Source organism: Ramlibacter cellulosilyticus (assembly GCF_014297465.1).
Taxonomy (GTDB): Bacteria; Pseudomonadota; Gammaproteobacteria; order Burkholderiales; family Burkholderiaceae_C; genus Ramlibacter; species Ramlibacter cellulosilyticus.
The window spans coordinates 803,431-824,992 of record NZ_JACORT010000001.1; the positions used below are offsets into that span (position 1 = coordinate 803,431).

The following is a 21,562-nucleotide window of genomic DNA, read 5'->3' on the forward strand; positions in this document are numbered from 1 at the left end:
CAGCCGCTATGCTCCCGGGCCAAAGGAGCAACGCATGCTGGACGTCATCGAAGCCGAATCGGGCGACAACCCGGTCGCCACCATCCTGATCCTCCACGGGCTCGGCGCCGACGGGAACGACTTCGTGCCCGTCGCCGAGGAACTGCAACTGGACAGCGTCGGGCCCGTGCGCTTCATCTTCCCCCACGCGCCCGTGATGCCGGTGACCATCAACAACGGCTACCGCATGCGCGCCTGGTACGACATCGTGGGGTTCGACGCGGACGCACCGCAGGACGAGGCGGGGCTGCGCCGGTCGCAGCAGCTGGTGGAGGCGCTGATCGCGCGCGAGAAGCAGCGCGGCATCCCCGCGGAGCGCATCGTGCTCGCGGGCTTTTCGCAGGGCTGCGCGATGGCACTGCTCACGGGCCTGCGCCACCCCGAGCGGCTCGCCGGCATCGTGGGACTTTCGGGTTACCTGCCGCTGGCGGACACGACCGCCGCCGAACGGCACGCGGCCAACCAGCAGACGCCCATCTTCCTCGCGCACGGCACGCACGACGAGGTGGTGCACCTCGATCGCGCGGAGGCTTCGCGCGACGCGCTGCAGGCCCTGGGCTACCCCGTCGAATGGCACGAATACCTGATGGGCCACGCGGTCCATCCGATGGAGATCGAGGAGCTGAACGCGTTCATCGTGCGGGTGCTGTCCGCCGGGCAGGAAGCACGCTAGCGCCAGGCGCCTACACCGCGGCCGCGCTGCGGCCCCCACCCTCGAAGGCATCCGACGAACCCGAAGGAGCTTTCGATGAACTACAACAATCCCCTGCTGGGCCAGGTGCTCGGCGGACTCTTCGGCCAGGCGCTGGGGCGTCGTCGCGTGGGCGGCGGGCTGGGTGGCGGCGGCCTCGGCGGCGCGCTGGGCGGGATCGCGCTGGGCAGCGTGCTCGCCGGCGCGATGCGCAATCGCGGCCGCGCCGCCGGCGTGCCGGTGGGTGTCCCCGGCGGCGCGAACCCCTACGGCAACCGCACGGCACTGCTGGTGATGCTGCTGCCCCTGGCCATGCGCTGGGTGCAGAAGAACGGCGGCATGGGCGCGGTGCTCGACCGGTTCAAGCAGCAGGGCTTCGGCCGCCAGGCGCAGTCCTGGGTCGACACCGGCGACAACGACGGCATCGACGAGCGCGCGGTCGAACAGGTGGTGGGGCAGGGCGAGCTGCAGCAGATGGCGCAGCGCCTGGGCGTCCCCGAGCACGAGGTGGCGCAGGCCTTCGCGGAGATCATGCCGCAGATGGTCGACAAGCTGACCCCGGACGGCCAGGTGCCGCGCGAGGCGGACGAGGTGCTGGACGAGAGCCGGAACGCGCTGGAAAAGGAAATCCAGGACGTGGAGTACCGCGAGAAGTCGGTCTCCTGAGTCTCCCGGATGGCGGCGGCCGCCGCCGCGCGCAGAATGGGCTGTCCTTCGCGAGGAGATGCCCTTGAACGCACCGGCCGCCACCGCCTCCCTCATGACCGGCGACGACTACCGCGAGTCGCTGCGGCGCTTGAAGCCGCGGGTGTTCGTGGACGGTCGGCGCGTGGAGTCGGTCGCCGACGAACCGGCGCTGCGCCCCGGCATCAACGCCATCGCGCTCACCTACGACTACGCGCACAGGCCGGAGCTGGCGCCGCTGATGACGGCGGTGCAGCACACGAGCGGCAGGCGCGTGAACCGGCTGGCGCACATCGACACGAGTGCCGGCGACCTGCTGAACAAGCTCGAGGCCGTGCGCCTCGTCTGCCAGGAGACGGGCTGCGCGCAGCGCTACCTGACGCACGATGCGCTGAACGCGATCGGCCAGGTCGCGGCGCGCCTGGACGATGCGAAGGGTTCGCGCGAACACACGGCGCGCTTCCTCGAGTACCTGCACCGCGTGCAGGACCAGGACCTGACGCTGGGCGTCGCCATGACGGACGCCAAGGGCGATCGCAGCCGCCGCCCGCACGAGCAGGCCAACCCCGACACCTACGTGCACATCGTGGAGCGCAACGCGCGCGGCATCGTGATCAGCGGCACCAAGGCCATCGTCACGGGCGCGCCCTACATGCACGAACTGCTGGTCATGCCCTGCCGCAACATGGGCGAGGCGGATGCGGACTTCGCGGTGTGCTGCGCGGTGCCGATCGACGCGCCTGGCCTCACCATCGCGGCACGTCCGGCGGGCCGCCCCGGCGAGAAGGTGGAGCACGGCGAGGCACTGTTCTCGCGCCGCTACGGCCAGAGCACCGGCGTGTGCATGTTCGACCGCGTGTTCGTGCCCTGGGAGCACGTCTTCTACGCCGGCGAGTGGGAGCACAGCGGCCACCTCACCTACAGCTACGCGACCCACCACCGCCACACCTGCATCGCCGCGCGCGCCGGGTTCGGCGACCTGCTGATCGGCGCGGGCGCCCTCATGTGCGAGGCGAACGGCTTCGATCCCGGGCAGGAGTCCCACCTGCGCGAGCAGATGGTGGAGCTGATCAAGATCACCGAGGGCTTCTACGCCTGCGGTGTCGCGGCGAGCGTGTACGCGAAGGTGGACGAGCACAGCGGAACGTTCATGCCCGACCCGCTGTTCTCCAACGTGGGCAAGCTGCTGCTGGCCACGCAGATCTACGACATGCACCGCATCGCGCACTACGTGAGCGGCGGCCTGGTGGTGACGCTGCCCGGTCCGGACGAGGACCACAATCCGGAAACGGGCGCGAAGCTCGCCGACGTGCTGCGCGCGAGCCCGGACGTGCCTTACGACAAGCGCATCGAGGTGGCGCGCTTCCTCGAGGACCTGAGCGCGGGCTACCAGGGCGGGTGGTACAGCCTCATCAGCCTGCACGGCGGCGGCTCGCCCGCGGCGATGAAGCAGGAGATCTGGCGGCACTACCCCGTGGGATCCAAGGTGGAACTCGTGGAGCGCCTGCTGGAACGCGGCGTGCTGCACGACCCGCAACGCGCGATCACGCGCAACCGCCAGCCGGGAAAATGCTGCGACATGGGCTGCAGCGCGCCGGGACAAGCGGTGATGGTGGACCTGCCCGCCAAGCGCGGGTAGCTTTCAGACTTCGCCGCCGAACGCCTTCACCAGGTTGGCGATGTACTTCTCCACCAGCTTCTCGAATTCCGCGGCGACGATCGGCTCCACCACCATCTTCATGAGGCCCGGCACCGGCACGTCGACGCTGCCGGCCGTCTCGAAGACGATCTTCGTGGACTTGCCCTTGTTGTCGGTGATCTTCCAGTGGCCGCCGACCTGGGCGTTGCCCACCCCTTTCACGGGCGTCCACTTCACCAGGCCCTTCGCCTTGTCGGCCGTGTACTTGCAGGCATACACGGTCTGGATGTTCACCTGCGCGGTGCCCACCTTCTGCATCTCCCACTGGTACACGCCGTCGCCGAGGTCGGTGAGCTTCTGCACCTTGGGAAAATGGGAAACGGACTTCGGCACGTCCGAGAGGAGGGCGAAGACCTCGTCGAACTTCGCCTTGACCTCGAATTCGTAGCCCAGGTCGATGTGCACGCTGACCGTCATGGCGCCTCCTCTGTGGGTGGGGCGAGCCCGGTGGCTCAGCGGGCCATTCTGCCAGCCGCCGCCTGCGCCGCCTCCACCAGGGTGCCGACGGCCCGCTCGGCGCCCGTGGCGGACACCGCCACGCCCTTGCCGTAGTAGCCGGCAACCACGTCGCGGAAGTGGCTCGCATTGCGGCGGGTCTCCGCCGACAGCTTGGGGCTGGACTCGGCGAAGGCGCGGTCCCAGCGGGCGCGGGCGACGCTGCCCAGGCGGCCGGCACCGGAGCGGTAACCGGCGATGGCGCGGTGCGCGCCGCGGTCGAAGCCGGCGATCCATTGCCGGGCCGTGGCCTGCATGGTGGTCTTGTCCATGGAAAGGTTCTCCTGTGTCGTTGCGTTCCATTGTCCGCACGGCCCCTAGGGCGGGCGACCTAATACCCTAGGGCGCAGCCCCTAGCACAGGGGGCCTGTCCCTGCTTGATCCCCGGCAAGCAGGTTTTCGGCAAAGGTGTTAACTTCGCACGCGCAAAGACACCCGGGCGAAGAGACAAGAATTCCCATGAGCAAACTGCAAGCCGCCTTGAGCACGCTCGCGCCCGCGCGGCTGCAAGGCATCCGGCGCGGCATCGAGAAGGAGAGCCTGCGCGCCACCCCGGCCGGCGCCCTCGCACTCACCCCGCATCCCACCGCGCTGGGCTCCGCCCTCACGCACCCCAACATCACCACCGACTACAGCGAGTCGCAGCTGGAGCTGATCACGGGCGTCCACGCCAGCGTGGAACAGTGCCTGGAGGAACTCACGCAGGTCCACCAGTTCACCTACCGCGCGCTCGGCGACGAGATGCTGTGGGTCAGCAGCATGCCCTGCTCGCTGCCGGCGGACGAGAACATCCCGATCGGGCGCTACGGTGCGTCCAACGTCGGCCGCGCGAAGAGCGTCTACCGCATGGGCCTGGCCCACCGCTACGGGCGGCGCATGCAGACGATCTCCGGCATCCACTACAACTGGTCGCTGCCCGGCGTGAGCGACCCGGAATACTTCGGGCTGATCCGCAACTTCCGGCGGCATGCCTTCCTGCTGCTGTACCTGTTCGGCGCGTCGCCGGCGGCGTGTTCCACCTTCGTCGCGGGCCGCAAGCACGAGCTGCAGACGCTGTCGCCCGGCACGGTGTACATGCCGTACGGCACCTCGCTGCGCATGGGGCGCCTGGGCTACCAGAGCGAGGCGCAGGCGAGCCTGGCCGTCAGCTACAACAGCCTCGAGGGCTACGCCGCGTCGCTCCACGAGGCGCTCACCAAGCCTTACCCCGCCTACGAGAAGGTCGGCATCACGAACCCGGGCGGCGAGTACAACCAGCTCGCCACCACGCTGCTGCAGATCGAGAACGAGTTCTACGGCACGATCCGGCCGAAGCGGGTGATCCGTCCCGGCGAGCGGCCGCTGCACGCCCTGCGCGAGCGCGGCGTCGAGTACGTCGAGGTGCGGCTCATGGACCTCGACCCATTCGTGCCGGTCGGCATCAAGGCGCAGACCATGCGCTTCCTGGACATCTTCCTGCTGCACTGCCTGCTGGCCGACAGCCCGCAGGACACGCCGCAGGAGATCGCCGCGCTCGGACGCAACCAGCACCGCACCGCGGCCTACGGCCGCGACCCCGCCGCGATGCTGGAACGCCAGGGCCGCGAGGTGAAGCTGACCGACTGGGGCGGCGAGATCGTCGCGGAATGCGCGCCGATCGCCGCGCTGCTGGACGAGGTGCACGGCACCACCGACTACGGCGACGCGCTGCGCGCCGCCGAGGCGCTGCTGCACAACCCGGACATGCTGCCTTCCGCGCGCGTCCTCGCCGCGATGGCCCGCGAGCACGACAACAGCTTCGCGCAGTTCACGCGCGCGCAGTCGGAGCTCGCCAAGGCCAAGCTGCTCAGGCTGCCCTGGACGGGCGGCCTGCAGGCGAAGATGGAAGCGCTGGCCAGCCAGTCCATCCAGGACCAGGCGGAGGTCGAGGCCGCGGACACGATGCCTTTCGAGCAGTACCGCCAGCAGTACGTCTCCCCCGAACGCCTCGGCCTCACGCAGGCCGCCGTGGCGCCGGCGCTCGCCGCCGTCTGACCGCCGGGCGCGACCGTCCGGCCGCGCGGTGTGGCGGATCGCGCCATTGTCGGCAGCACGGCGGCGCGCGATGCGCGAAAGTGCGGGCATGAACACGACCACCTCTCCCGCCCGCCTGCTGGCCATCGTCCTCGCCTGCGCCTTCGCGGCCGCGCCCGTGCTTGCGAAGAACGACAAGCACGAGGACAAGCACGAACACAAGCATGGCAGGAAGCAGGCGGACGAGCGCGGCCACGGACCGCGGCAGGGCGCCTTCTTCACGGGTCGCCATCGCGATTCGGTGCACACGTACTACGCGTCGGGCAAGCACTGCCCGCCCGGCCTCGCGAAGAAGAACAACGGCTGCATGCCCCCCGGCCAGGCGAAGAAGCAGTGGAACGTGGGCCAGCCGCTGCCCACCACGGTGGTGATCGCCCCGGTGCCGCAGCAGATCATCGTCACGCTGCCGCCGGTGCCCGTCGGCCACAAGTACGTGCAGGTCGCCGGCGACATCCTGCTGGTCGCCGCCGGCTCGATGATGGTCGTCGACGGCATCAACGGCCTGATGCGTTGACGCACGAAAAAAAGCGGCGCACTGCGCCGCTTTTCCTTTTCTCGAGGAGGTTCACGCCTCCTGGAACGCATCCTCCCGCGTCTTCCGGATCGCCGGCAGCGCCACGATCACCAGCAGCACCAGCGTAGCCACCAGCAGCGTGGCGGACAGCGGCCGCGTGACCAGCGTCGAGAAGTCCCCGCGCGACAGCAGCAGCGCGCGGCGCAGGTTCTCCTCCATCATCGGCCCGAGCACGAAACCGAGCAGCAGCGGCGCCGGCTCCATGCCGCAGCGGGCGAACACGTAGCCGGCGATGCCGAAGCCCGCCGTCACGAAGACGTCGAAGGTGTTGTTGTTGATCGAGTAGACCCCGATGCAGCAGAACACGAGGATGGCGGGGTACAGGTACTTGTAGGGAACCTTCAGCAGCTTCACCCACAGGCCGATCAGCGGCAGGTTGAGGATGATCAGCATCGCGTTGCCGATCCACATCGAGGCGATCAGGCCCCAGAACAGCTCGGGGTTGCTGGTCATGACCTGCGGCCCGGGCTGGATGTTGTGGATGGTCATCGCGCCCACCATCAGCGCCATCACCACGTTGGACGGGATGCCCAGCGTGAGCAGCGGCACGAAGGAGGTCTGCGCGCCGGCGTTGTTGGCGGCCTCGGGCCCGGCGACGCCTTCGATCGCGCCCTGGCCGAACTCGCCGGGCCGCTTCGACAGCTTCTTCTCCAGCGTGTAGGAGGCGAAGGAAGACAGGGTCGCGCCGCCGCCGGGCAGCATGCCCAGCGCGGAGCCCAGCGCCGTGCCGCGCACGGCGGCCGGCAGCATGCGCTTGAAGTCCTCCATCGTCGGGAACAGGTTCGTCACCTTGTTCGTGAAGGTCTCGCGGTGCTCCCGCTGCTCCACGTTGGCGATGATCTCGGCGAAACCGAACAGGCCCATGGCCACGGCGACGAAGTTGATGCCGTCGGTGAGCTCGGGGATGTCGAAGGAATAGCGCGCGACCCCGGAGTTCACGTCGGTGCCCACCAGGCCCAGCACGAGGCCCAGGAGGATCATGCCGATCGCCTTGACCAGCGACCCCGACGCCAGCACCACGGCGCCCACCAGCCCCAGCACCATCAGCGAGAAGTATTCCGCCGGGCCGAAGTTGAAGGCGAGTTCCGCCATCGGGGTGGCGAAGGCCGCGAGCAGCAGCGTGGCCACGCAGCCCGCGATGAACGAGCTGATGCCGGCGGTGGCGAGCGCCGCGCCCGCGCGGCCCTTGCGCGCCATCTGGTAGCCGTCCAGCGCCGTCACCACGGAGGAAGACTCGCCCGGCAGGTTGACCAGGATGGCCGTCGTGGAGCCGCCGTACTGCGCGCCGTAGTAGATGCCGGCCAGCATGATCAGCGCCGACACGGGCGGCAGGGTGTACGTGATTGGCAGCAGCATCGCGATCGTCGTCGACGGGCCGAGGCCGGGCAGCACCCCGATCAGCGTGCCCAGCAGGCAGCCGACGAAGGCGTAGAGGAGGTTGTGCAGGCTCAGGGCCGTGTCGAAGCCGAGCGCCAGGTGGGAAATCAGTTCCATGGCAGGGTCCTCACTGCAGGAAGGTGGGCCACAGCGGGATCTGCAGGTGGATGCCGCGGATGAACACGCCCACGCTGAACGCGATGAGCACGGCTGCGTTGACCAGCGTGGCGCGCCACTTGAACTCGTGGCTGCCCAGGCTGGAGACGATGACGAGCACCGCCAGCGACAGCACGAGCCCGGCGTGCTGCAGCAGCACCCCGAACAGCACCACGGCGCCGAGGATCCAGGCGATCGTGCCGAATTCCGGGCGCTTGACGTGCTCCTCCGCCGCGTGGACGCGCACGCCGGCGGCGGCGGTGGCGATGCCCACGAGGACCAGGAGGATGCCGACCCAGAACGGGAACCAGCCGGGGCCCATGCGCGCCGCGTCGCCGAGCTTGTAGTTGAGGGCACCGAGGCTGAACCCGGCGCCTGCGAGGACGTACACCACTCCTGCGGCCACGTCCTTCTGGTTGCGGATGCGTAACTTCATCGCACCTTGTCTCCTTGCGTTTGAAGAGCGGTTTATATCATGGCATGATCTAAATACATCGCGCCGTGATGTAACTTGACTCGGCCGGCGGGTGTACATTGGCAGGCTGAGGGGACCGGTACCATGGACATGAGGACGAAGGTGCAGCCGCTGGACAAGGCGGGGCTCGAGCGGCAGTCGCAGTTCCGCTACGAGCTGCGCAGGTTCCTGCGCTTCGGCGAGGACGCGGCGAAGGCGGCCGGCGTCACCGCCGTGCAGTACCACCTGATGCTGCACACCCAGGGTTTTCCCGGGCGCGACTGGGCGAGTATCGGCGAGCTGGCCGAGCGGCTGCAGACGGCGCCGCATGGCGTCGTCGCGCTGGTCACCCGCGGCGAGGAAGCCGGCCTCGTCCGCCGGCAGCCCAACGAGCAGGACGGCCGCCTGGTCGAGGTGCACCTGACCGCGAAGGGGCGGCGCCTGGTCGGCGCGCTCGCGGCACAGCACCGCGCGCAGCTCGGCGCGCTGGCTGCGGTGATCGAAGCCGCGCGCGCGAGCGCGGAGGGTTAGCCGCGGCCGCCGGGCCGCCGGGCCGTCGCGAGCAGCCGGCTCGCCAAACGCTTACAATTCGAAGATTGGGGGTTGGTGTGCGCCCAGCGCAGCGCCGGCCCGTATTCGCGGACCCGCCCCTGCGTTTCGCAGGTACCCGTGGCACAAAGGTCTGCCTGCTCCGGCCGCTGGGCCGGCCCATCCAACCACCAGCCGGCGCTGCCCTCCGCGAGAAGGGCCCGCCTGGCTGTGCCAGAGGAGCCTGCATGGCGAAGGAAGAACTGATCGAAATGAACGGCCGCGTGGCCGAAATCCTGCCGGACTCGCGCTACCGCGTGATCCTGGACAACGGCCACGAACTGGTGGCCTACACGGGCGGCAAGATGCGCAAGAACCACATCCGCATCATCGCCGGCGACCTGGTGAGCCTGGAGCTCTCCCCGTACGACCTGAGCAAGGGGCGCATCATGTTCCGCCACCTGCCGAACCGCAACACGGGCGGCCCGCCGCCGCAGCACCGCCGTCGCTGACCCGGCGACGTCCCGCAAGCGGCCCATCGGGCCGCTTTTCTTTTGCCCGCCTCACTGCACCTCGACTTCGTCCAGGTGCCTGCGCAACCGCTCGATGTCGCCGCGCAGCGCGTCCTCCGACCCGTCGGCCGCGTGCGCCGAGATGGCGCGGCTTTGCCACGCCGCCCACTGGAACCCGAACAGCGCCAGGCCGCCGGCCGCGCGGTGCGCCACGGTGCGCAGCTGCGTGCGGTCGCCCGCGGCCAGCGCGTCGGCCATGTGGTCCACCAGCCGGCGGCGGGAATCGAGGAAGGCGCCCACTTCGCCGAGCAGCTCGCGATCGACGTGCACCGCCGCGTCCGGCAGGACCGGGGCTTCCGCGTTCGATGCGCGCGGCGCGGCCGTTTCCAGCGGCGCGGGTTCCGAGACCGGCACGTCGGTGCGCCCCAGCTCGTGCAGCAGCGTGAGCAGCGCCTCGCGCGTGAAGGGCTTGGCGAGGTAGCGGTTGCTGCCCGCTTCCAGCCCGCGCCGGATGGAGGCCGCGTCGTCGTTCGAGGACATCATGACGATGGCGGTCGGTCGCCGCGCCTCCCCGTGCTCGAGGCGCCGGATCCAGGCCACGGCCTCGAGTCCGTCCATGACCGGCATCTCCATGTCGATCAGCACGATGTCCGGCCACTGGCGCGCCACCGCGTCGATGGCGCCGACGCCGTTGGCCGCGGTCTCCACGGTGAACGGCGGCGACGGCAGGTAGCGCAGCAGCAGCAGCCGGTTGTATTCGTCGTCGTCCACCACCAGCACCCGCCGCGGCGGGAAGTCCGCCGCGGTGACCTGCGGCGCGGCGGCGACGGGTTGCGCACTCGGCGCCGCGGCCAATGCCTCGGCCTCCAGCGCCTGCAGGCACAGCGTGAGCACGGTGCCGCTGTAGCCCGTCTGCATCTCCAGTTCGCCGTTCTGCACCCGTGCCATGAGGCGCGCGGAGTAGGTGCCCAGGCCGGTGCCGCCGCTCTTGCCCGCGGTGACGTACTTGTCGAAGAAGCGGCTGACGATCGCCTCCGGCACGCGCGACGGGTTGTGGACGCGCACGCGCAGCGGGTCGCCTGCTTCCAGGCGCACCGTCACCGTGCCGCCGCGCGGCGTCGCCTCGATGGCATTCTTCAGCACGTTGGCCAGGATGGAGTAGCAAAGCAGCTCCTCCGCCCGCGCGTACACGGGCTGCGGAGGCGCTTCCTCCACCCGCACCTGCACCTGCGCCGCCTGCGCGAGGGGCAGCAGGTCCAGCTTCACGCGCGCGATGACGTCGGCCACGTTCACGGCCTGCGGCCGGAAGGGGTAGGTGCCCAGTTCCATGCGGGAGAGGTCCAGCGACAGGTTGACCATCTCCAGCATGCGGAAGCCCGCGCGCTCCGCGATGGCCAGCAGCTCGCGCTGGTCCTCCGGCACGTTGGCGTCCTCGCGCAGCAGGCGGGCGACGCCGATGATGCTGTTCAGCGGCGTCTTCAGGTCGTGGCGCGACATGCGCTCGACGTCCTCGCGCAGCCGTGCGTTCTCGGCGAGCGCCGCGTTCTGCCGCTTCAGGCCTTCGGCGACGGCGCGCTGGTCGGTGATGTCGTGGAAGGAGCAGATGTAGCGCAGCGTGCGGCCGTCCGCGCCGCGCAGGCTGATCGCCTCCGCGTGCACCCACACCGCGCCGCCGTCGGCGCGCAGCAGGCGGTATTCGTGCGGCTCGTGCTTCATCTCGCCGCCGCGCACCGAGCGGTCGCGCAGCTGGTTCATGAACACGTCCTGGACCAGCGAGCGGTCGTCCGGATGGACGCGCTCGAAGAAGAGGGGCCACTCGCGGGTGTCGGTGTCCGGCGGATAGCCCATGATCTCCAGCAGCCGCGCCGAGTAGCGGGTGAGGTTGCGCGTGTAGTCCCAGTCCAGGATGCCGGCATGCGTGGCGCGCACGAGCAGGTCCACCTTCTCGCGTTCCTCGGCGCTGCGCAGTTCCTCGACGTTCAGCGCGCGGCCGAGCCGGCGCAGCAGCACGACGCCCGGCGAGAGCACGAACGCGAGCAGGCCGAAGGCCGTGATGCCGCGCTGCGCGAGGTCGGAAGGCACCTGCGACAGGTTGACCGCCAGCACGGCGGCCAGGCAGCCCATGCCGGTCAGGATCACGCCCGCGTCGGGCCGTCCCTGGCGCGCCGCGCGGGCGAGCTGCCACAGGACGTACAGGCCGATGGCGAAGCCCAGCACCTGACCGTACAGGACGTACCGGCTGTAGACGCGGGCGGGGGTGAAGTCGATCACCAGGATGCCGACGGCCCACGCGACCAGCAGCACGCGCACGGCGAGCGGACGCAGGGTGCGCGGGAACAGGCGGTCCACGAGCAGCAGGAACAGGCCCATGGCGAGGAACCAGGAGGTGTATTCCGTGCGCAGGAACACCTCCCATGGGGTCTCGGCCCCTTTCCAGAGCTGCAGCAGCAGCCGTTCGCCGGTCATGTCCGCATAGACGGTCTGCGCCAGCGCGAACAGCCCGAACAGCAGCGGCGCCTTCTCCTTCGGCCGCACCAGGAAGAAGAACAGCGGCGAGATGCTCAGCACGAGGTAGGCGCCCACCAGCAGCGTGTCGAGCGCAAAGCGCTGCTGCGACTCCACCGCGAGCTGCTCGATCGGGCCGGCCACCGGCGCGCGGATCACGCCGCCGGCGCGGTGCGACCAGTTGGACAGGTGCATCGTCACCCGCAGCGGGCAGGGATAGGAGTCGGTCAGCTGCGCGCGGCGGCCGATGGCGGGCTGCGCCTCGTCCTCGCTCGTGCCCGGCATGCCTTGCGCCGCGACCAGCCGCCCGTTGATGTAGGTGCGCATGGCCGTGCGCTGCGGCGGCACGGACAGGGCGAGCTGCTGGCCTTCCGGGCAGCGCACGACCAGCGAGTAGCTCGCAAAACCGTCGGGACCGGGCGGCTTGCCGTCGACGCGGAGCTCGTTCCAGATGCCGGGCACGGGGGCGATGCCGGGGAGGGACGCGTCGTCCGCGGGATCGACAAAGTGGCCCCAGTCGAAGGCCCAGTCGCCGCGCAGCGCATGGCTGCGCTCCGTGGCGCCGGGGGCCATGAGGTCGATGACGCCGTCGCGCGCCACCGGGGCCGCGGCCGCAGCCCAGGCGGACGGCAGCACGCAGGCGAGCACGCAGGCCCACGCGGCGCGCCACAGGGCGCGCGCCCAGCGAGGCGACGGGAAGGAGGAGGTGGGCTTACAGCGTCGCAGGACGGGTGGCAGCGAAGTTGTCGCCCCCCTGCGCGTGGCGCTTCATGTCGTCGTCGCGCGCGGCGAGCAGTCGTTCGAGGTCGGCGCGCACGTCTTCGGCCGGGCGCGGGATGACCACCGGGCCTTCGATGATATCGCCGGGCTTGGTCTCGGGCGCCATCAGCGGCGCGGCGGCTTCGCGCGGCGCCGTCCAGGAGCCGGGATGCGGCATCGGGCCGGGCACGTGGTTGTCCGGCAGGGCGAACTGCCACGAGAACCCCATCAACCAGTTCGCGGCCTGCGGGTCGAGCAGCAGGAGGCGCTGCAGGAATTCCTTCTCCAGCGCCGGGCCGTGCGCCATGAGGCGGGGCTCCCACACGCGCACGACGAAGCGCATGTGGATGCCCTGTTCGCGCTTGGGGCTGGTGGTGCGGAGCATGTCCGCGGCCACCCAGACCTGCGGGATGCCGTTGCGCGTCAGCGTCTCGCGCAGGACGAGCTTCAGCAGGTCCTTGCGCACGTTGTGCGGGGACGACGCGTTCGACGACGCCTGCGACGACACGAACTGCGTGCTGTTCGGCGCGCTGCGGGAATTGCGCGGTTTGACCGGGGATTGCTTCTTTCCCAGCAGGATGTCCAGCATGCCCATGGTGGCTCCGTGAGTTCTGGGCGCGCGGCTCGCGCGCCGGTGGCCCGACCAGGAACCGCCGAGCTGCCTTCATCTTACAGATTGATGCAAATTCTGGAAGTGTCCGTGGCGAGCCGTCAGCCAAGCCCAACGAAACAGGCGACAGGCGGCAGCGCGGGGCTGCGCTACATTCGCCCGTTTGCCACACAGGAGTCAGGATGGCAGTGGATTTCACCGGGCGGGTCGCGATCGTCACCGGGGCGGGCGGAGGGCTGGGGCGCCAGCACGCGCTGGCCCTGGCCGCCCGAGGCGCGAAAGTGCTGGTCAACGACCTCGGCGGGTCGGTGGACGGCAGCGGCGGCTCCACCGCCGCGGCGCAGAAGGTGGTGGACGAGATCCGGGCGGCCGGCGGCGTGGCCTTGGCCAACGGCGCGTCCGTGACGGATTTCGCGGCCGTGCAGGCCATGGCGGACCAGGCGCTGGAAGCCTGGGGCCGCGTCGACGTGCTCGTGAGCAACGCCGGCATCCTGCGGGACAAGAGCTTCGCCAAGATGGACCTGGCGGACTTCCGCCAGGTGCTGGACGTGCACCTGATGGGTGCCGTGCATTGCTGCAAGGTGCTGTGGCCCGCGATGACGCGGCAGAAATACGGCCGCATCGTGCTCACGACCTCTTCGTCGGGCCTGTACGGCAACTTCGGCCAGACGAACTATGGCGCCGCCAAGATGGCGCTCGTGGGTCTCATGCAGACCCTCGCGCTGGAGGGCATGAAGCACGACATCCGGGTGAACTGCCTCGCGCCGACGGCCGTGACCCGCATGACGGAGGAGCTCTTTCCGGCCGACATGCTGGAGGCGTTCGGGCCGGAGGCCGTCGTGCCGGCGATGCTGGTGCTGGCCGCGCAGGATGCGCCGACGCGCACCACGCTGTGCGCGGGCGCGGGCGGCTTCGAGGCTGCGCACGTGACCCTGACCCCGGGTGCCTACATCGGCCTGGACGCGGATGCGCCCGAGCGGCTGCAGGCCCGGCTGGACGAGGTCCGCGACCGGCGCGGCGAGACGGTGCCCGCCAGCGGCGCGGACCAGGGCGCCAACGAGATGCGGCTGGCGCGTGCCGGCCTTCAGCGTCAGTAGCTGGTCAAAAGGGCGTTGGCGATCAACCCGGTCGCCAGCGCGACCAGCAGGAACTCGCCGTCGACGTTCATCCACTGGTGGCCGTACGGCGGCGAGTACAGGCCGGGGTAGGCGTTCCAGTTGTTCACGTAGTAGACCGGCTGGCGGTACTGGTACGGCAGGTAGCCACCGCGGTAGAAGCGGTGCGAAGCCCGGTAGCTGGGCTGCTGGACCCCATAGCGGGGCTGCTGGTAGACGTGGCGCGGCTGCTGGTAGACCGGCCGCGACGCTTCGTAGCGCGGCTGCTGGTACACGGCGCGCGGCTGGCTGTACTGGTGCTGGCCCTGCCAGCCCTGGCGCTGGCCCTGCCAGCCCTGGCGCTGGCCCTGCCAGCCCTGGCGCTGGCGGTCGTCGCGGTCGCCGCGGCGCTGGTCGTGGCGGTCATCGCGGCGGTCGTCGTGCCGCTGCTCGGCGCGGTCGCCCCGGTCGCCGCGACCGCCGCGGTCGCCGTGCATGCCTTGCGCGGAAGCCAGGCTGCCGAAGCCGAGGCTGCCGGCCAGCAGGGTGCACACGATGGCGGAAGTTTTCATGGGTACTGCTCCTATCTGAATGCCTCGATGGTGCGCCCCGGCCGTGTCGCCCTCGCGAAGCGCGGGCGCCCCGCGTGCAAAACCTCGTAAGGGGATGTGCGCCGCTCACTCCATTGGCAGAGGCGCGGAGGCGCCGCACCGACCAGAATGGCTTCCGTTTCCGGGAGCTGAGATGTCAACCAAGGTGCTCATCGTCGAAGACGAACCGGAATTCCTGCGCCGGTTCACCAATGCCGTGCTCATGGATCCGGACCTGGCCCTCGCCGGCAGCGCCGGCACTGGGCGCGCCGCCATTGCCATGCTGGAAGCGGCCCAGCCCGACGTCGTGCTGCTCGACCTCGGCCTGCCCGACATCGACGGCGTGGAGGTCATCCGCCAGGCGATGCGCCAGCCGCGCCCCTGCGACGTGCTGGTGGTCTCCATGTTCGACGACGACCAGCACGTGCTGGACTCGATCGAGGCGGGCGCGGCGGGCTACCTGCTGAAGGATGCGGTGCCGGAAAGCATCGTCTCCAGCATCCGCGACCTGCGCCACGGCGGGTCCCCCATCAGCCCGGGCATCGCGCGCCGCATCCTCACCCGCTTCCGCGTCGCGCTTGGCCCGGCGCGCCCGGCCACGTCGCACTCCCAGGGCAAGCAGGTCAACGGCTGCGGCGCCTCGCCGCTCACCGAGCGCGAGACCGAGCTGCTGCGCCTGACCGCCAAGGGCCTCAGCTTCGACACCATCAGCGAACTCATGGGGATCTCGCCGCACACGGTGGTGGCCCACGTGCGCAAGATCTACCGCAAGCTCGCGGTGCACTCGCGCGGCGAGGCGGTGTACGAGGCCACCCAGCTGGGGCTGCTGTAATGCGCGCGGCGGCCTGGCTGCGGGCGGTGCTGCTCGCCGCGGCGGGCTGCCTCGCACTGCCTTCGCATGCCGCGGTGCACGAGGCGCAGGCGGCCCGCCTGCTCGCCGATGCGGCGCAGGCGCCGCCTGCGGCGGATGCGCGCTGGCAGGACGTCACCCTCCCGGACCTCTGGCGCAAGTCGCGGCCGGGCGCCCCCCGCACCGCGGCCTGGTACCAGGTGCGCTTCGAGGCGCCGGCCGCGTCGCCGCAGGCCTGGGCCGTGTTCTTCCCCTTCCTCGACGAGGGCGGCCAGGTCTGGCTCAACGGCGCCCTGCTACAGCAGATCCCGGAGAACACGCCCGAGCTGCACGTGCGCTGGATGCGGCCGCACCTCGTCGCCTTGCCGCCGGCCCTGCTGCGCCCCGGGGCGAACGAGCTGCTGGTGCGCGTCGGACAGCCGCCCGCGGGTGGCGCGACGCACTTTCCCCGCGTCAGCGTGGGGCCGCTGGCCGAAGTCGCGCGCATGCACGACCGCCGCTACTTCTGGGTGAGCATCACGCCCCAGATCACCGCCGCGGTGTGCCTGCTCGTTTCCTTGTCCGTGCTGTTCATCTGGTGGCGCCGCCCGGCCGAGACCATGTACGGGCTCTTCGGGGTGGCCGTGGCGCTCTGGGGCTTGCGTACGCTCACCTTCGTCGTCGAGGCGCTGCCCGTCGACACCTGGTTCTGGTGGCGCGTGGTCTTCCACTCCGCCACGGGTGGCTTCATCGTCGCGATGACCGCGCTCGCGTGGCGGCTCGCCGGCATCCACAAGCCCTGGTTCGAGCGCGCCCTGTTCGCCTACTGGCTGGTGGGGCCCCTGTGGCTGCTGGCGCAAGGGCCGGCGGCGGAGCCGATCGTGAACCGCTGGTGGGTGGGCGGCTTCCTGCCGATCGGCGCCACCATCGTCGGCGTGTCCGCCTGGTTCCTGGTGCGGCGGCGCACGCTCGAAGCCGCAGCGCTGCCGGTCACCATGGCGATCGCGGCGCTCGCGGGCATGCACGACTACCTGATCACCTGGGACCTGCAGCCCACGATTCCGTGGCTCGCGTCGTGGACGGCGCAGCGCTTCCAGCTGATGCACCTGTGCGCGAACTTCGTGCTGCTCGCGATGGGGGGCCTGCTCACCGCGCGCTTCGTGCGGGCGCTGCACTCGCTGGAAGACGTCAACAAGACGCTGGAGCAGCGCGTCGCCGACCGCGAGGAGGAGCTCGCCGGCAACTACGTGCGCGTGTTCGCGCTCGAGCGCGAGAACGCCGCCGCGCAGGAGCGACAGCGCATCATGCGCGACCTGCACGACGGGCTCGGCTCGGGGCTGTTCGTCCTGCTGTCGCGCGTGGAGCGATCCGACCTCGCCAACCGTGAAGTGGCCGACGCGCTGCGCGGCTGCATCGCGGACATGCGCCTCGCGCTCGACACGCTGGCGCCGCAGGAGCACGACTTCCGCTCGATGCTCGGCAACTTCCTCTTCCGCTGGCGCAACGAGCTGGTCGCCTGCGGCATCCATCCGCGCTGGGAGATCGCGGTGCCCGACGAGGCGCTGCAGCTCTCGCCGCACGCCGCGCTGCAGCTGCTGCGCGTCGCGCAGGAGGCGCTGACCAACGTGGTGAAGCACGCGGGCGCCTCGGAGGTCCACGTGCAGCTGCGCCTCGTGGAGGGCCAGCTCGAACTCGAAGTGCGCGACAACGGCATCGGCGCCGCCGGCGTGAGCGAAGAGTCGAGCGGCCGGGGGCTCACCAACATGCGCACGCGCGCGACGCAGCTCGGGGGGCGCGTGGACGTGCGCGGCGGCTCCGGCGGCACGCGCGTCACGGTGCAGGTGCCGCTCGCGGCCGTCTGCGGCTGATCCCCCGTTCGGGTTCGCGCCGTCACGCCACGTTTTCACGATGCTTGCTATTTCGCGATGCGCCTGCGCTTCCTAGATTGAACCGGACACGCCGCCTTGGCGTGCAGACCGGAGGAAGCCATGAGAGAGCACATTCGCCGGGAAGCCGGGCAGTTCACCGAATCGGCCTGGTGGCTCGTTCCCATCGCCTTCGCCATCGCCGCGCTCGCGGCCGTGGCCATGGGCACCGCCGATGCCGACGACGTGCAGCCGCGGGTGCATGCCGCCGTCGCGACGCCGGATGCCGCACCTGCGCCCGCGATGGTCCTCCCGGCTGTCGTCACGAAGCCGGCCGAGGAGTCCGTCATCGAGGTGGAGCATGTCCAGGCCTTCTGACGCCGCACGGGCACTGCTCGCGGCCGGCGCGCTGGCCAGCAGTGGCGCCGTGTTCGCGCTCGCCGGCGAGCGGTTCGATGCGGGCGTGCACGTCGACGTGGCCGTCCACGATGGCGAGCCGCTGGAGGCGCTGCGCGTCGCGGCGGCGCTGGACGCCGATGCGCGCAACCTGCTGTCGCGCCGGCTCCTGGACCGCTTCGAGTCCGGCGGCGACAAGGCGGACCTGCGCGAGGCGCTGCACTGGATCGCGCGCGACTGGGACCAGCAGGCCTTCCTGCGGAGCGGTCCGGTGAACCGCAAGGTCGTCAGCGATTGCGAGCGGCCGGTGTTGCGGTGGTATTGGGTTTGCGGGGCGGAGTGAGGGCTGCACGGTGGGGTTCGCGTTCGCTCACCGTCGGCGGCATTCGCCGCCCCACCCTACGCCGAGGGCAGTGTAGGGTGGCGCGGCGCCAGCCGCGGAAGGTGAGCGAAGCGAACCCCACCGGCGCGCAGCGCTACCCCGCCCAAACCCGCCCCAGGTCCCGCACGAACCCCTCGAACCCCTGTTCCTGCCGCGACTCCTCCATCCGCAGCAACGCCGACGGATGCAGCGTCACCAGCACCCGCAATCCATCCGGCCGCTCGAACCACTCCCCGCGTTCGGTGAGCACCGCCACCGGCCTTCCCAGCAGCGCCCGCGCCGCAGTCGCTCCCAGCGCCACCAGCTTCTTCGGCTGTACGAGCGCGATCTCCTCGTCCAGCCAGTGCCTGCAAGCGAGCGCCTCCTGCTGCGTCGGCGTCTTGTGGATGCGCCGCTTGCCGCGCAGCTCGAACTTGAAGTGCCGCACCGCGTTCGTCACGTAGACCGTCTCGCGCGCCACGCCCAGCTGCTGCAGCGCGCGATCGAACAACTGCCCCGCCGGCCCGACGAAGGGCCGCCCGCGCAGGTCTTCCTGTTCCCCGGGCTGCTCGCCCACGAACATCACCGCGGGCTGCAGCGGCCCTTCGCCGGGCACGGCCTGGGTGGCCGCTGCGCCGATCGGGCATTCGCGGCAGCGCTCGAGGCGGCCGTTCAGCGCGACGAGGCCGCCGGGGTCGACGATGGGCAGCGGCTTCTCGGGGAAGCGCGGGATGCGCCGCGTGCTCACCGTGGCCGGCTGCTCGATCATGAGCGCGCTGCGCTCCTGCGCGGTCGCCGCGAGCGGCGCGATCAGCTGCGCTTCCGGCAGGTTGCGCCAGTAGCGGCGCGGCATCTCCTTCTGCATCATCTTCAGCTTCAGGCGCGCCGGGTTGAAGATGCTCTGGTAGTACGTGAGCCACAGCGCCTCGCCCGCATCGGGCGGGGGCGCCTCGTCGCGCGATGCGCCCCCGCGGAAGTGCAGCTGCCGCCGGTCCCATTCGACGCAGCGGCGCGGCGTGAGGATCGCCCAGCGCATGTTGGCGAAGCGCCGGCGGAACCACGGTGCGTTCGCCTCCACGATGTGGTGCTCGGGCTCGAACCACGCGACGTGCAGCGGGTCGAGTGCGTCGTCGCCGTCCTGCACCTGCCGGAAGCGGACGAAGGCGTGCATCTTGTGGATGTCGCGGCGCACCGCCTTGGCCATGTCGCGCGCGTGCAGCATGTCCGGATCGAGCGGGTCGTGGCGCAGGGAGGGCTCGTGCACGAGCCGCCAGAGCAGGCGATAGAGCAGGGCGAAGCGCTGCGGCTCGCTGTGCAGCACGACGTCGTGGCACAGCTCGAGGAAGCCGGTGGGGACGGTGACGCCGCCTTCGGGGACGGGTTCCTCCGGCGCGGGCTCGCCGGCGAAGAGATCGTCGTGGCAAGGGCCGGTGGACCAGAACACGTCCTCGGGCCGCACGCGGCGGGCGAGCAGCGCGCGCGCTTCGCGACGGAAGCCGGCGAGGTCCGTGTCGTGGGCGAGGCGGACGAGCATCAGAAGAGGGAGGCTTGTTGCGCGATGCTGGGGTTCGCATTCGCGAAACCCAGCCTACGGTTCCCGTCCGCGAAACCCAGCGCACCCGGCGCATCCGCGGCAGGGCGGTGGTCCGGCAGGACCACGAAGGGCAGCACCTTGCGCAGCGGCACGTGCAGGCGCTGCAGGTCGTCGCTGCGCACGCGGCGCACGCGGCGCGCGAGCAGCAGGCGGTCCACCGCCTTCACGCCCAGGCCCGGCACGCGCAGCAGCAGCTCGCGCGGCGCGCGGTTCAGGTCGACGGGGAAGCGCTCGGGATGCGCGAGCGCCCAGGCGAGCTTGGGGTCGACTTCCAGCCGCAGCATGCCGCCCGTGCGCGCGGAGGCGATCTCGTCGGCGGCGAAGCCGTAGAAGCGCATCAGCCAGTCGGCCTGGTACAGCCGGTGCTCGCGCACGAGCGGCGGTGCGGCCAGCGGCAGCGACGACGACGCATCGGGAATGGGGCTGAACGCGGAGTAGTAGACGCGCTTGAGGCGGTAGGCGCCATACAGCTGCGCGCTGGTGGACAGGATCGTGGCGTCATCGGTCGCGTCGGCGCCGACGATCATCTGCGTGCTCTGGCCCGCTGCCGCGAAGGCTGCCGGCTGCGCCCGCGCGGGCTTCGCCCGCGGCAGCGACACCACCGGCGCCGCCGTCGCCTCCCGCACCTGCGCCTTCGCGTCGTCGATGTGCACGCGCAGGCGCGCCATCGAGCGCCGGATGGCGGCGACGTCCTTCTCGGGCGCGAGCCGCGTGAGGCTGTGCTCCGTGGGAAGCTCGATGTTGATGGAGAGGCGGTCCGCATAGCGGCCCGCGCGCTGCAGCAGTTCCGGCGCGGCGTCGGGGATCGTCTTGAGGTGGATGTAGCCGCGGAAGTCGTGCTCCTCGCGCAGGCGCCGCGCGACTTCCACGACCTGCTCCATCGTGTAGTCGGGGCTGCGAATGATGCCGCTGGAGAGGAACAGCCCCTCGACGCAGTTGCGCCGGTAGAAGTCCAGCGTGAGCTGCACGACCTCGTCGACGGCGAAGCGCGCGCGCGGCACGTTGCTGCTCACGCGGTTGACGCAGTACAGGCAGTCGTAGAGGCAGAAGTTGGTGAGGAGGATCTTCAGCAGGGAGATGCAGCGGCCGTCGGGGGCGTAGCTGTGGCAGATGCCCATGCCCTCGTTGGAGCCCACGCCGCGACCCTGCGTGGAGTCGCGCCTGACGCCGCCCGACGACGCGCAGGAGGCGTCGTACTTGGCGGCGTCGGCGAGGATGGCGAGCTTGGCTTGGAGGTCCACTGTATGAGCATACAGTGTCCTGTGCCGGCCGGAGCCGACCGCCCCGCATTGCACGGGGCGCCCGCCAACAATTTCCTTACTGGGCGCTGCGGGCCGGCTGGCCGGCGAGCTGGCGGGAGGCGTCGAAGGCCTGCTTGGTGGACGCGAGGTAGGCGGAGCCGCTGTCTTCGCTCGTGAAGGCGGCGACGGCGTTGCGGCTGGCCAGGTACTCGTTGGTCACCTGCGCGCGGGTCTTCTCGCCGCGGAAGGACTTCAGCGGGTTGTACGAGGTGGACCACGGGTTCACGCCCGCGTTCCGGTACTCGACGAGCTGGGCCTGCACGGCGGTGCGGGTGGCCGGGGCGGCCACGCGGGCGGCGAACTGGCCGGAAGCGTCCATGTCGTCCGCGAAGGCGGTCAGGGCGGACAGGGACAGGGCGGCGAGGACGATCTTGGAGACTTTCATGGTGTTTCCCTC

General features: G+C 70.6%; 22 protein-coding genes. 12 read left to right on the forward strand and 10 right to left on the reverse strand.

The genetic code is table 11. The annotated features are described in order from the left end of the window. Nucleotides 1-34 precede the first annotated feature (34 nt). The 3 genes from H8N03_RS03985 (at nucleotide 35) to H8N03_RS03995 (ending at nucleotide 3,053) form a co-directional block, all read left to right on the forward strand. Complete coding sequence (locus tag H8N03_RS03985; protein WP_187074808.1) at nucleotides 35-712, forward strand: alpha/beta hydrolase; 678 nt, start codon at nucleotides 35-37, stop codon at nucleotides 710-712. A 75-nt stretch (nucleotides 713-787) separates the two neighbouring features. Beyond that, nucleotides 788-1,396: a YidB family protein gene (locus tag H8N03_RS03990; RefSeq protein WP_187074809.1), complete on the forward strand. Its 609-nt coding sequence runs from the start codon at nucleotides 788-790 to the stop codon at nucleotides 1,394-1,396. A 58-nt stretch (nucleotides 1,397-1,454) separates the two neighbouring features. Then, complete coding sequence (locus H8N03_RS03995) at nucleotides 1,455-3,053, forward strand: 4-hydroxyphenylacetate 3-hydroxylase family protein (protein WP_187074810.1); 1,599 nt, start codon at nucleotides 1,455-1,457, stop codon at nucleotides 3,051-3,053. 3 nt (nucleotides 3,054-3,056) lie between these two features. Here the strand turns inward: H8N03_RS03995 and H8N03_RS04000 are convergent, their stop codons facing one another. Both H8N03_RS04000 and H8N03_RS26505 read right to left on the reverse strand, forming a co-directional pair. Then, nucleotides 3,057-3,530 (reverse strand): SRPBCC family protein, encoded by a 474-nt coding sequence (locus H8N03_RS04000; protein WP_187074811.1) that lies wholly within the window; start codon nucleotides 3,528-3,530, stop codon nucleotides 3,057-3,059. Between the two features lie 35 nt (nucleotides 3,531-3,565). Beyond that, nucleotides 3,566-3,880, reverse strand: a complete 315-nt coding sequence (locus H8N03_RS26505; RefSeq protein ID WP_187074812.1) for a hypothetical protein — start codon at nucleotides 3,878-3,880, stop codon at nucleotides 3,566-3,568. 187 nt (nucleotides 3,881-4,067) lie between these two features. Here H8N03_RS26505 and H8N03_RS04010 point away from each other — a divergent pair, with 187 nt between their 5' ends. Next, nucleotides 4,068-5,621, forward strand: a complete 1,554-nt coding sequence (locus H8N03_RS04010) for a glutamate--cysteine ligase (RefSeq protein ID WP_187074813.1) — start codon at nucleotides 4,068-4,070, stop codon at nucleotides 5,619-5,621. Nucleotides 5,622-5,709: 88 nt separating this feature from the next. Then, on the forward strand, nucleotides 5,710-6,174 hold the full coding sequence (locus H8N03_RS04015) for a hypothetical protein (RefSeq protein WP_187074814.1): 465 nt from the start codon (nucleotides 5,710-5,712) through the stop codon (nucleotides 6,172-6,174). A 51-nt stretch (nucleotides 6,175-6,225) separates the two neighbouring features. On the opposite strand, the gene H8N03_RS04020 is transcribed toward H8N03_RS04015, so the two are convergent. Both H8N03_RS04020 and H8N03_RS04025 read right to left on the reverse strand, forming a co-directional pair. After that, nucleotides 6,226-7,728, reverse strand: coding sequence for a tripartite tricarboxylate transporter permease (locus tag H8N03_RS04020; RefSeq protein WP_187074815.1), 1,503 nt, complete (start codon nucleotides 7,726-7,728; stop codon nucleotides 6,226-6,228). A gap of 10 nt (nucleotides 7,729-7,738) precedes the next feature. Next, a complete protein-coding gene (locus H8N03_RS04025) occupies nucleotides 7,739-8,203 on the reverse strand; it encodes a tripartite tricarboxylate transporter TctB family protein (protein WP_187074816.1) in 465 nt (154 codons plus the stop codon). Nucleotides 8,204-8,326: 123 nt separating this feature from the next. On the opposite strand from H8N03_RS04025, the gene H8N03_RS04030 reads away from it, so the two are divergent. Together H8N03_RS04030 and infA are read left to right on the forward strand one after the other, a co-directional pair. Beyond that, nucleotides 8,327-8,752, forward strand: a complete 426-nt coding sequence (locus H8N03_RS04030; protein ID WP_187074817.1) for a MarR family winged helix-turn-helix transcriptional regulator — start codon at nucleotides 8,327-8,329, stop codon at nucleotides 8,750-8,752. 245 nt (nucleotides 8,753-8,997) lie between these two features. Further along, nucleotides 8,998-9,261, forward strand: coding sequence for a translation initiation factor IF-1 (gene infA / locus H8N03_RS04035; protein ID WP_187074818.1), 264 nt, complete (start codon nucleotides 8,998-9,000; stop codon nucleotides 9,259-9,261). Nucleotides 9,262-9,312: 51 nt separating this feature from the next. Here infA and H8N03_RS04040 read toward each other — a convergent pair whose 3' ends face one another. Both H8N03_RS04040 and H8N03_RS04045 read right to left on the reverse strand, forming a co-directional pair. After that, nucleotides 9,313-12,402 (reverse strand): response regulator, encoded by a 3,090-nt coding sequence (locus H8N03_RS04040; protein WP_187074819.1) that lies wholly within the window; start codon nucleotides 12,400-12,402, stop codon nucleotides 9,313-9,315. A 76-nt stretch (nucleotides 12,403-12,478) separates the two neighbouring features. After that, the gene (locus H8N03_RS04045; protein ID WP_187074820.1) at nucleotides 12,479-13,120 is read right to left on the reverse strand and encodes a hypothetical protein; all 642 of its coding nucleotides are present in this window, start codon (nucleotides 13,118-13,120) and stop codon (nucleotides 12,479-12,481) included. A gap of 197 nt (nucleotides 13,121-13,317) precedes the next feature. Between H8N03_RS04045 and H8N03_RS04050 the strand changes: the two genes are divergently transcribed. Continuing rightward, entirely contained in the window at nucleotides 13,318-14,232 is a 915-nt protein-coding gene (locus H8N03_RS04050) for an SDR family NAD(P)-dependent oxidoreductase (RefSeq protein WP_187074821.1), read from the forward strand. Here H8N03_RS04050 and H8N03_RS04055 read toward each other — a convergent pair. Next, on the reverse strand, nucleotides 14,226-14,801 hold the full coding sequence (locus H8N03_RS04055; RefSeq protein WP_187074822.1) for an RcnB family protein: 576 nt from the start codon (nucleotides 14,799-14,801) through the stop codon (nucleotides 14,226-14,228). The genes H8N03_RS04050 and H8N03_RS04055 overlap by 7 nt on opposite strands. Nucleotides 14,802-14,973: 172 nt before the next feature. Here H8N03_RS04055 and H8N03_RS04060 point away from each other — a divergent pair, with 172 nt between their 5' ends. From H8N03_RS04060 to H8N03_RS04075, 4 genes are all read left to right on the forward strand, one after another. Next, complete coding sequence (locus H8N03_RS04060; protein WP_187074823.1) at nucleotides 14,974-15,651, forward strand: response regulator; 678 nt, start codon at nucleotides 14,974-14,976, stop codon at nucleotides 15,649-15,651. Beyond that, on the forward strand, nucleotides 15,651-17,516 hold the full coding sequence (locus H8N03_RS04065) for a sensor histidine kinase (protein ID WP_187074824.1): 1,866 nt from the start codon (nucleotides 15,651-15,653) through the stop codon (nucleotides 17,514-17,516). Before H8N03_RS04060 ends, H8N03_RS04065 begins: the two co-directional genes overlap by 1 nt. Nucleotides 17,517-17,636: 120 nt before the next feature. Then, nucleotides 17,637-17,891 (forward strand): hypothetical protein, encoded by a 255-nt coding sequence (locus tag H8N03_RS04070; RefSeq protein ID WP_187074825.1) that lies wholly within the window; start codon nucleotides 17,637-17,639, stop codon nucleotides 17,889-17,891. After that, nucleotides 17,875-18,252, forward strand: a complete 378-nt coding sequence (locus H8N03_RS04075; protein ID WP_187074826.1) for a hypothetical protein — start codon at nucleotides 17,875-17,877, stop codon at nucleotides 18,250-18,252. Before H8N03_RS04070 ends, H8N03_RS04075 begins: the two co-directional genes overlap by 17 nt. 133 nt (nucleotides 18,253-18,385) lie before the next feature. On the opposite strand, the gene H8N03_RS04080 is transcribed toward H8N03_RS04075, so the two are convergent. The 3 genes from H8N03_RS04080 to H8N03_RS04090 all read right to left on the reverse strand — a co-directional run bounded on the left by H8N03_RS04080 (nucleotide 18,386) and on the right by H8N03_RS04090 (nucleotide 21,550). Continuing rightward, the gene (locus H8N03_RS04080; protein WP_187074827.1) at nucleotides 18,386-19,804 is read right to left on the reverse strand and encodes a UdgX family uracil-DNA binding protein; all 1,419 of its coding nucleotides are present in this window, start codon (nucleotides 19,802-19,804) and stop codon (nucleotides 18,386-18,388) included. Then, nucleotides 19,804-21,105, reverse strand: coding sequence for a putative DNA modification/repair radical SAM protein (locus H8N03_RS04085; RefSeq protein ID WP_187074828.1), 1,302 nt, complete (start codon nucleotides 21,103-21,105; stop codon nucleotides 19,804-19,806). The genes H8N03_RS04080 and H8N03_RS04085 overlap by 1 nt, the downstream gene beginning before the upstream one ends. Nucleotides 21,106-21,181: 76 nt before the next feature. Beyond that, nucleotides 21,182-21,550, reverse strand: a complete 369-nt coding sequence (locus H8N03_RS04090; RefSeq protein WP_187074829.1) for a DUF4148 domain-containing protein — start codon at nucleotides 21,548-21,550, stop codon at nucleotides 21,182-21,184. Nucleotides 21,551-21,562 lie beyond the last annotated feature (12 nt).

Excerpts from the sequence above, each read along its gene's own strand:
- H8N03_RS03985 (WP_187074808.1), top strand. The coding sequence starts at position 35 with ATGCTGGACGTCATCGAAGCCGAATCGGGCGACAACCCGGTCGCCACC.
- H8N03_RS03990 (WP_187074809.1), top strand. The coding sequence starts at position 788 with ATGAACTACAACAATCCCCTGCTGGGCCAGGTGCTCGGCGGACTCTTC.
- H8N03_RS03995 (WP_187074810.1), top strand. The coding sequence starts at position 1,455 with ATGCCCTTGAACGCACCGGCCGCCACCGCCTCCCTCATGACCGGCGAC.
- H8N03_RS04000 (WP_187074811.1), bottom strand. The coding sequence starts at position 3,530 with ATGACGGTCAGCGTGCACATCGACCTGGGCTACGAATTCGAGGTCAAG.
- H8N03_RS26505 (WP_187074812.1), bottom strand. The coding sequence starts at position 3,880 with ATGGACAAGACCACCATGCAGGCCACGGCCCGGCAATGGATCGCCGGC.
- H8N03_RS04010 (WP_187074813.1), top strand. The coding sequence starts at position 4,068 with ATGAGCAAACTGCAAGCCGCCTTGAGCACGCTCGCGCCCGCGCGGCTG.
- H8N03_RS04015 (WP_187074814.1), top strand. The coding sequence starts at position 5,710 with ATGAACACGACCACCTCTCCCGCCCGCCTGCTGGCCATCGTCCTCGCC.
- H8N03_RS04020 (WP_187074815.1), bottom strand. The coding sequence starts at position 7,728 with ATGGAACTGATTTCCCACCTGGCGCTCGGCTTCGACACGGCCCTGAGC.
- H8N03_RS04025 (WP_187074816.1), bottom strand. The coding sequence starts at position 8,203 with ATGAAGTTACGCATCCGCAACCAGAAGGACGTGGCCGCAGGAGTGGTG.
- H8N03_RS04030 (WP_187074817.1), top strand. The coding sequence starts at position 8,327 with ATGGACATGAGGACGAAGGTGCAGCCGCTGGACAAGGCGGGGCTCGAG.
- infA (WP_187074818.1), top strand. The coding sequence starts at position 8,998 with ATGGCGAAGGAAGAACTGATCGAAATGAACGGCCGCGTGGCCGAAATC.
- H8N03_RS04045 (WP_187074820.1), bottom strand. The coding sequence starts at position 13,120 with ATGGGCATGCTGGACATCCTGCTGGGAAAGAAGCAATCCCCGGTCAAA.
- H8N03_RS04050 (WP_187074821.1), top strand. The coding sequence starts at position 13,318 with ATGGCAGTGGATTTCACCGGGCGGGTCGCGATCGTCACCGGGGCGGGC.
- H8N03_RS04055 (WP_187074822.1), bottom strand. The coding sequence starts at position 14,801 with ATGAAAACTTCCGCCATCGTGTGCACCCTGCTGGCCGGCAGCCTCGGC.
- H8N03_RS04060 (WP_187074823.1), top strand. The coding sequence starts at position 14,974 with ATGTCAACCAAGGTGCTCATCGTCGAAGACGAACCGGAATTCCTGCGC.
- H8N03_RS04065 (WP_187074824.1), top strand. The coding sequence starts at position 15,651 with ATGCGCGCGGCGGCCTGGCTGCGGGCGGTGCTGCTCGCCGCGGCGGGC.
- H8N03_RS04070 (WP_187074825.1), top strand. The coding sequence starts at position 17,637 with ATGAGAGAGCACATTCGCCGGGAAGCCGGGCAGTTCACCGAATCGGCC.
- H8N03_RS04075 (WP_187074826.1), top strand. The coding sequence starts at position 17,875 with ATGTCCAGGCCTTCTGACGCCGCACGGGCACTGCTCGCGGCCGGCGCG.
- H8N03_RS04080 (WP_187074827.1), bottom strand. The coding sequence starts at position 19,804 with ATGCTCGTCCGCCTCGCCCACGACACGGACCTCGCCGGCTTCCGTCGC.
- H8N03_RS04090 (WP_187074829.1), bottom strand. The coding sequence starts at position 21,550 with ATGAAAGTCTCCAAGATCGTCCTCGCCGCCCTGTCCCTGTCCGCCCTG.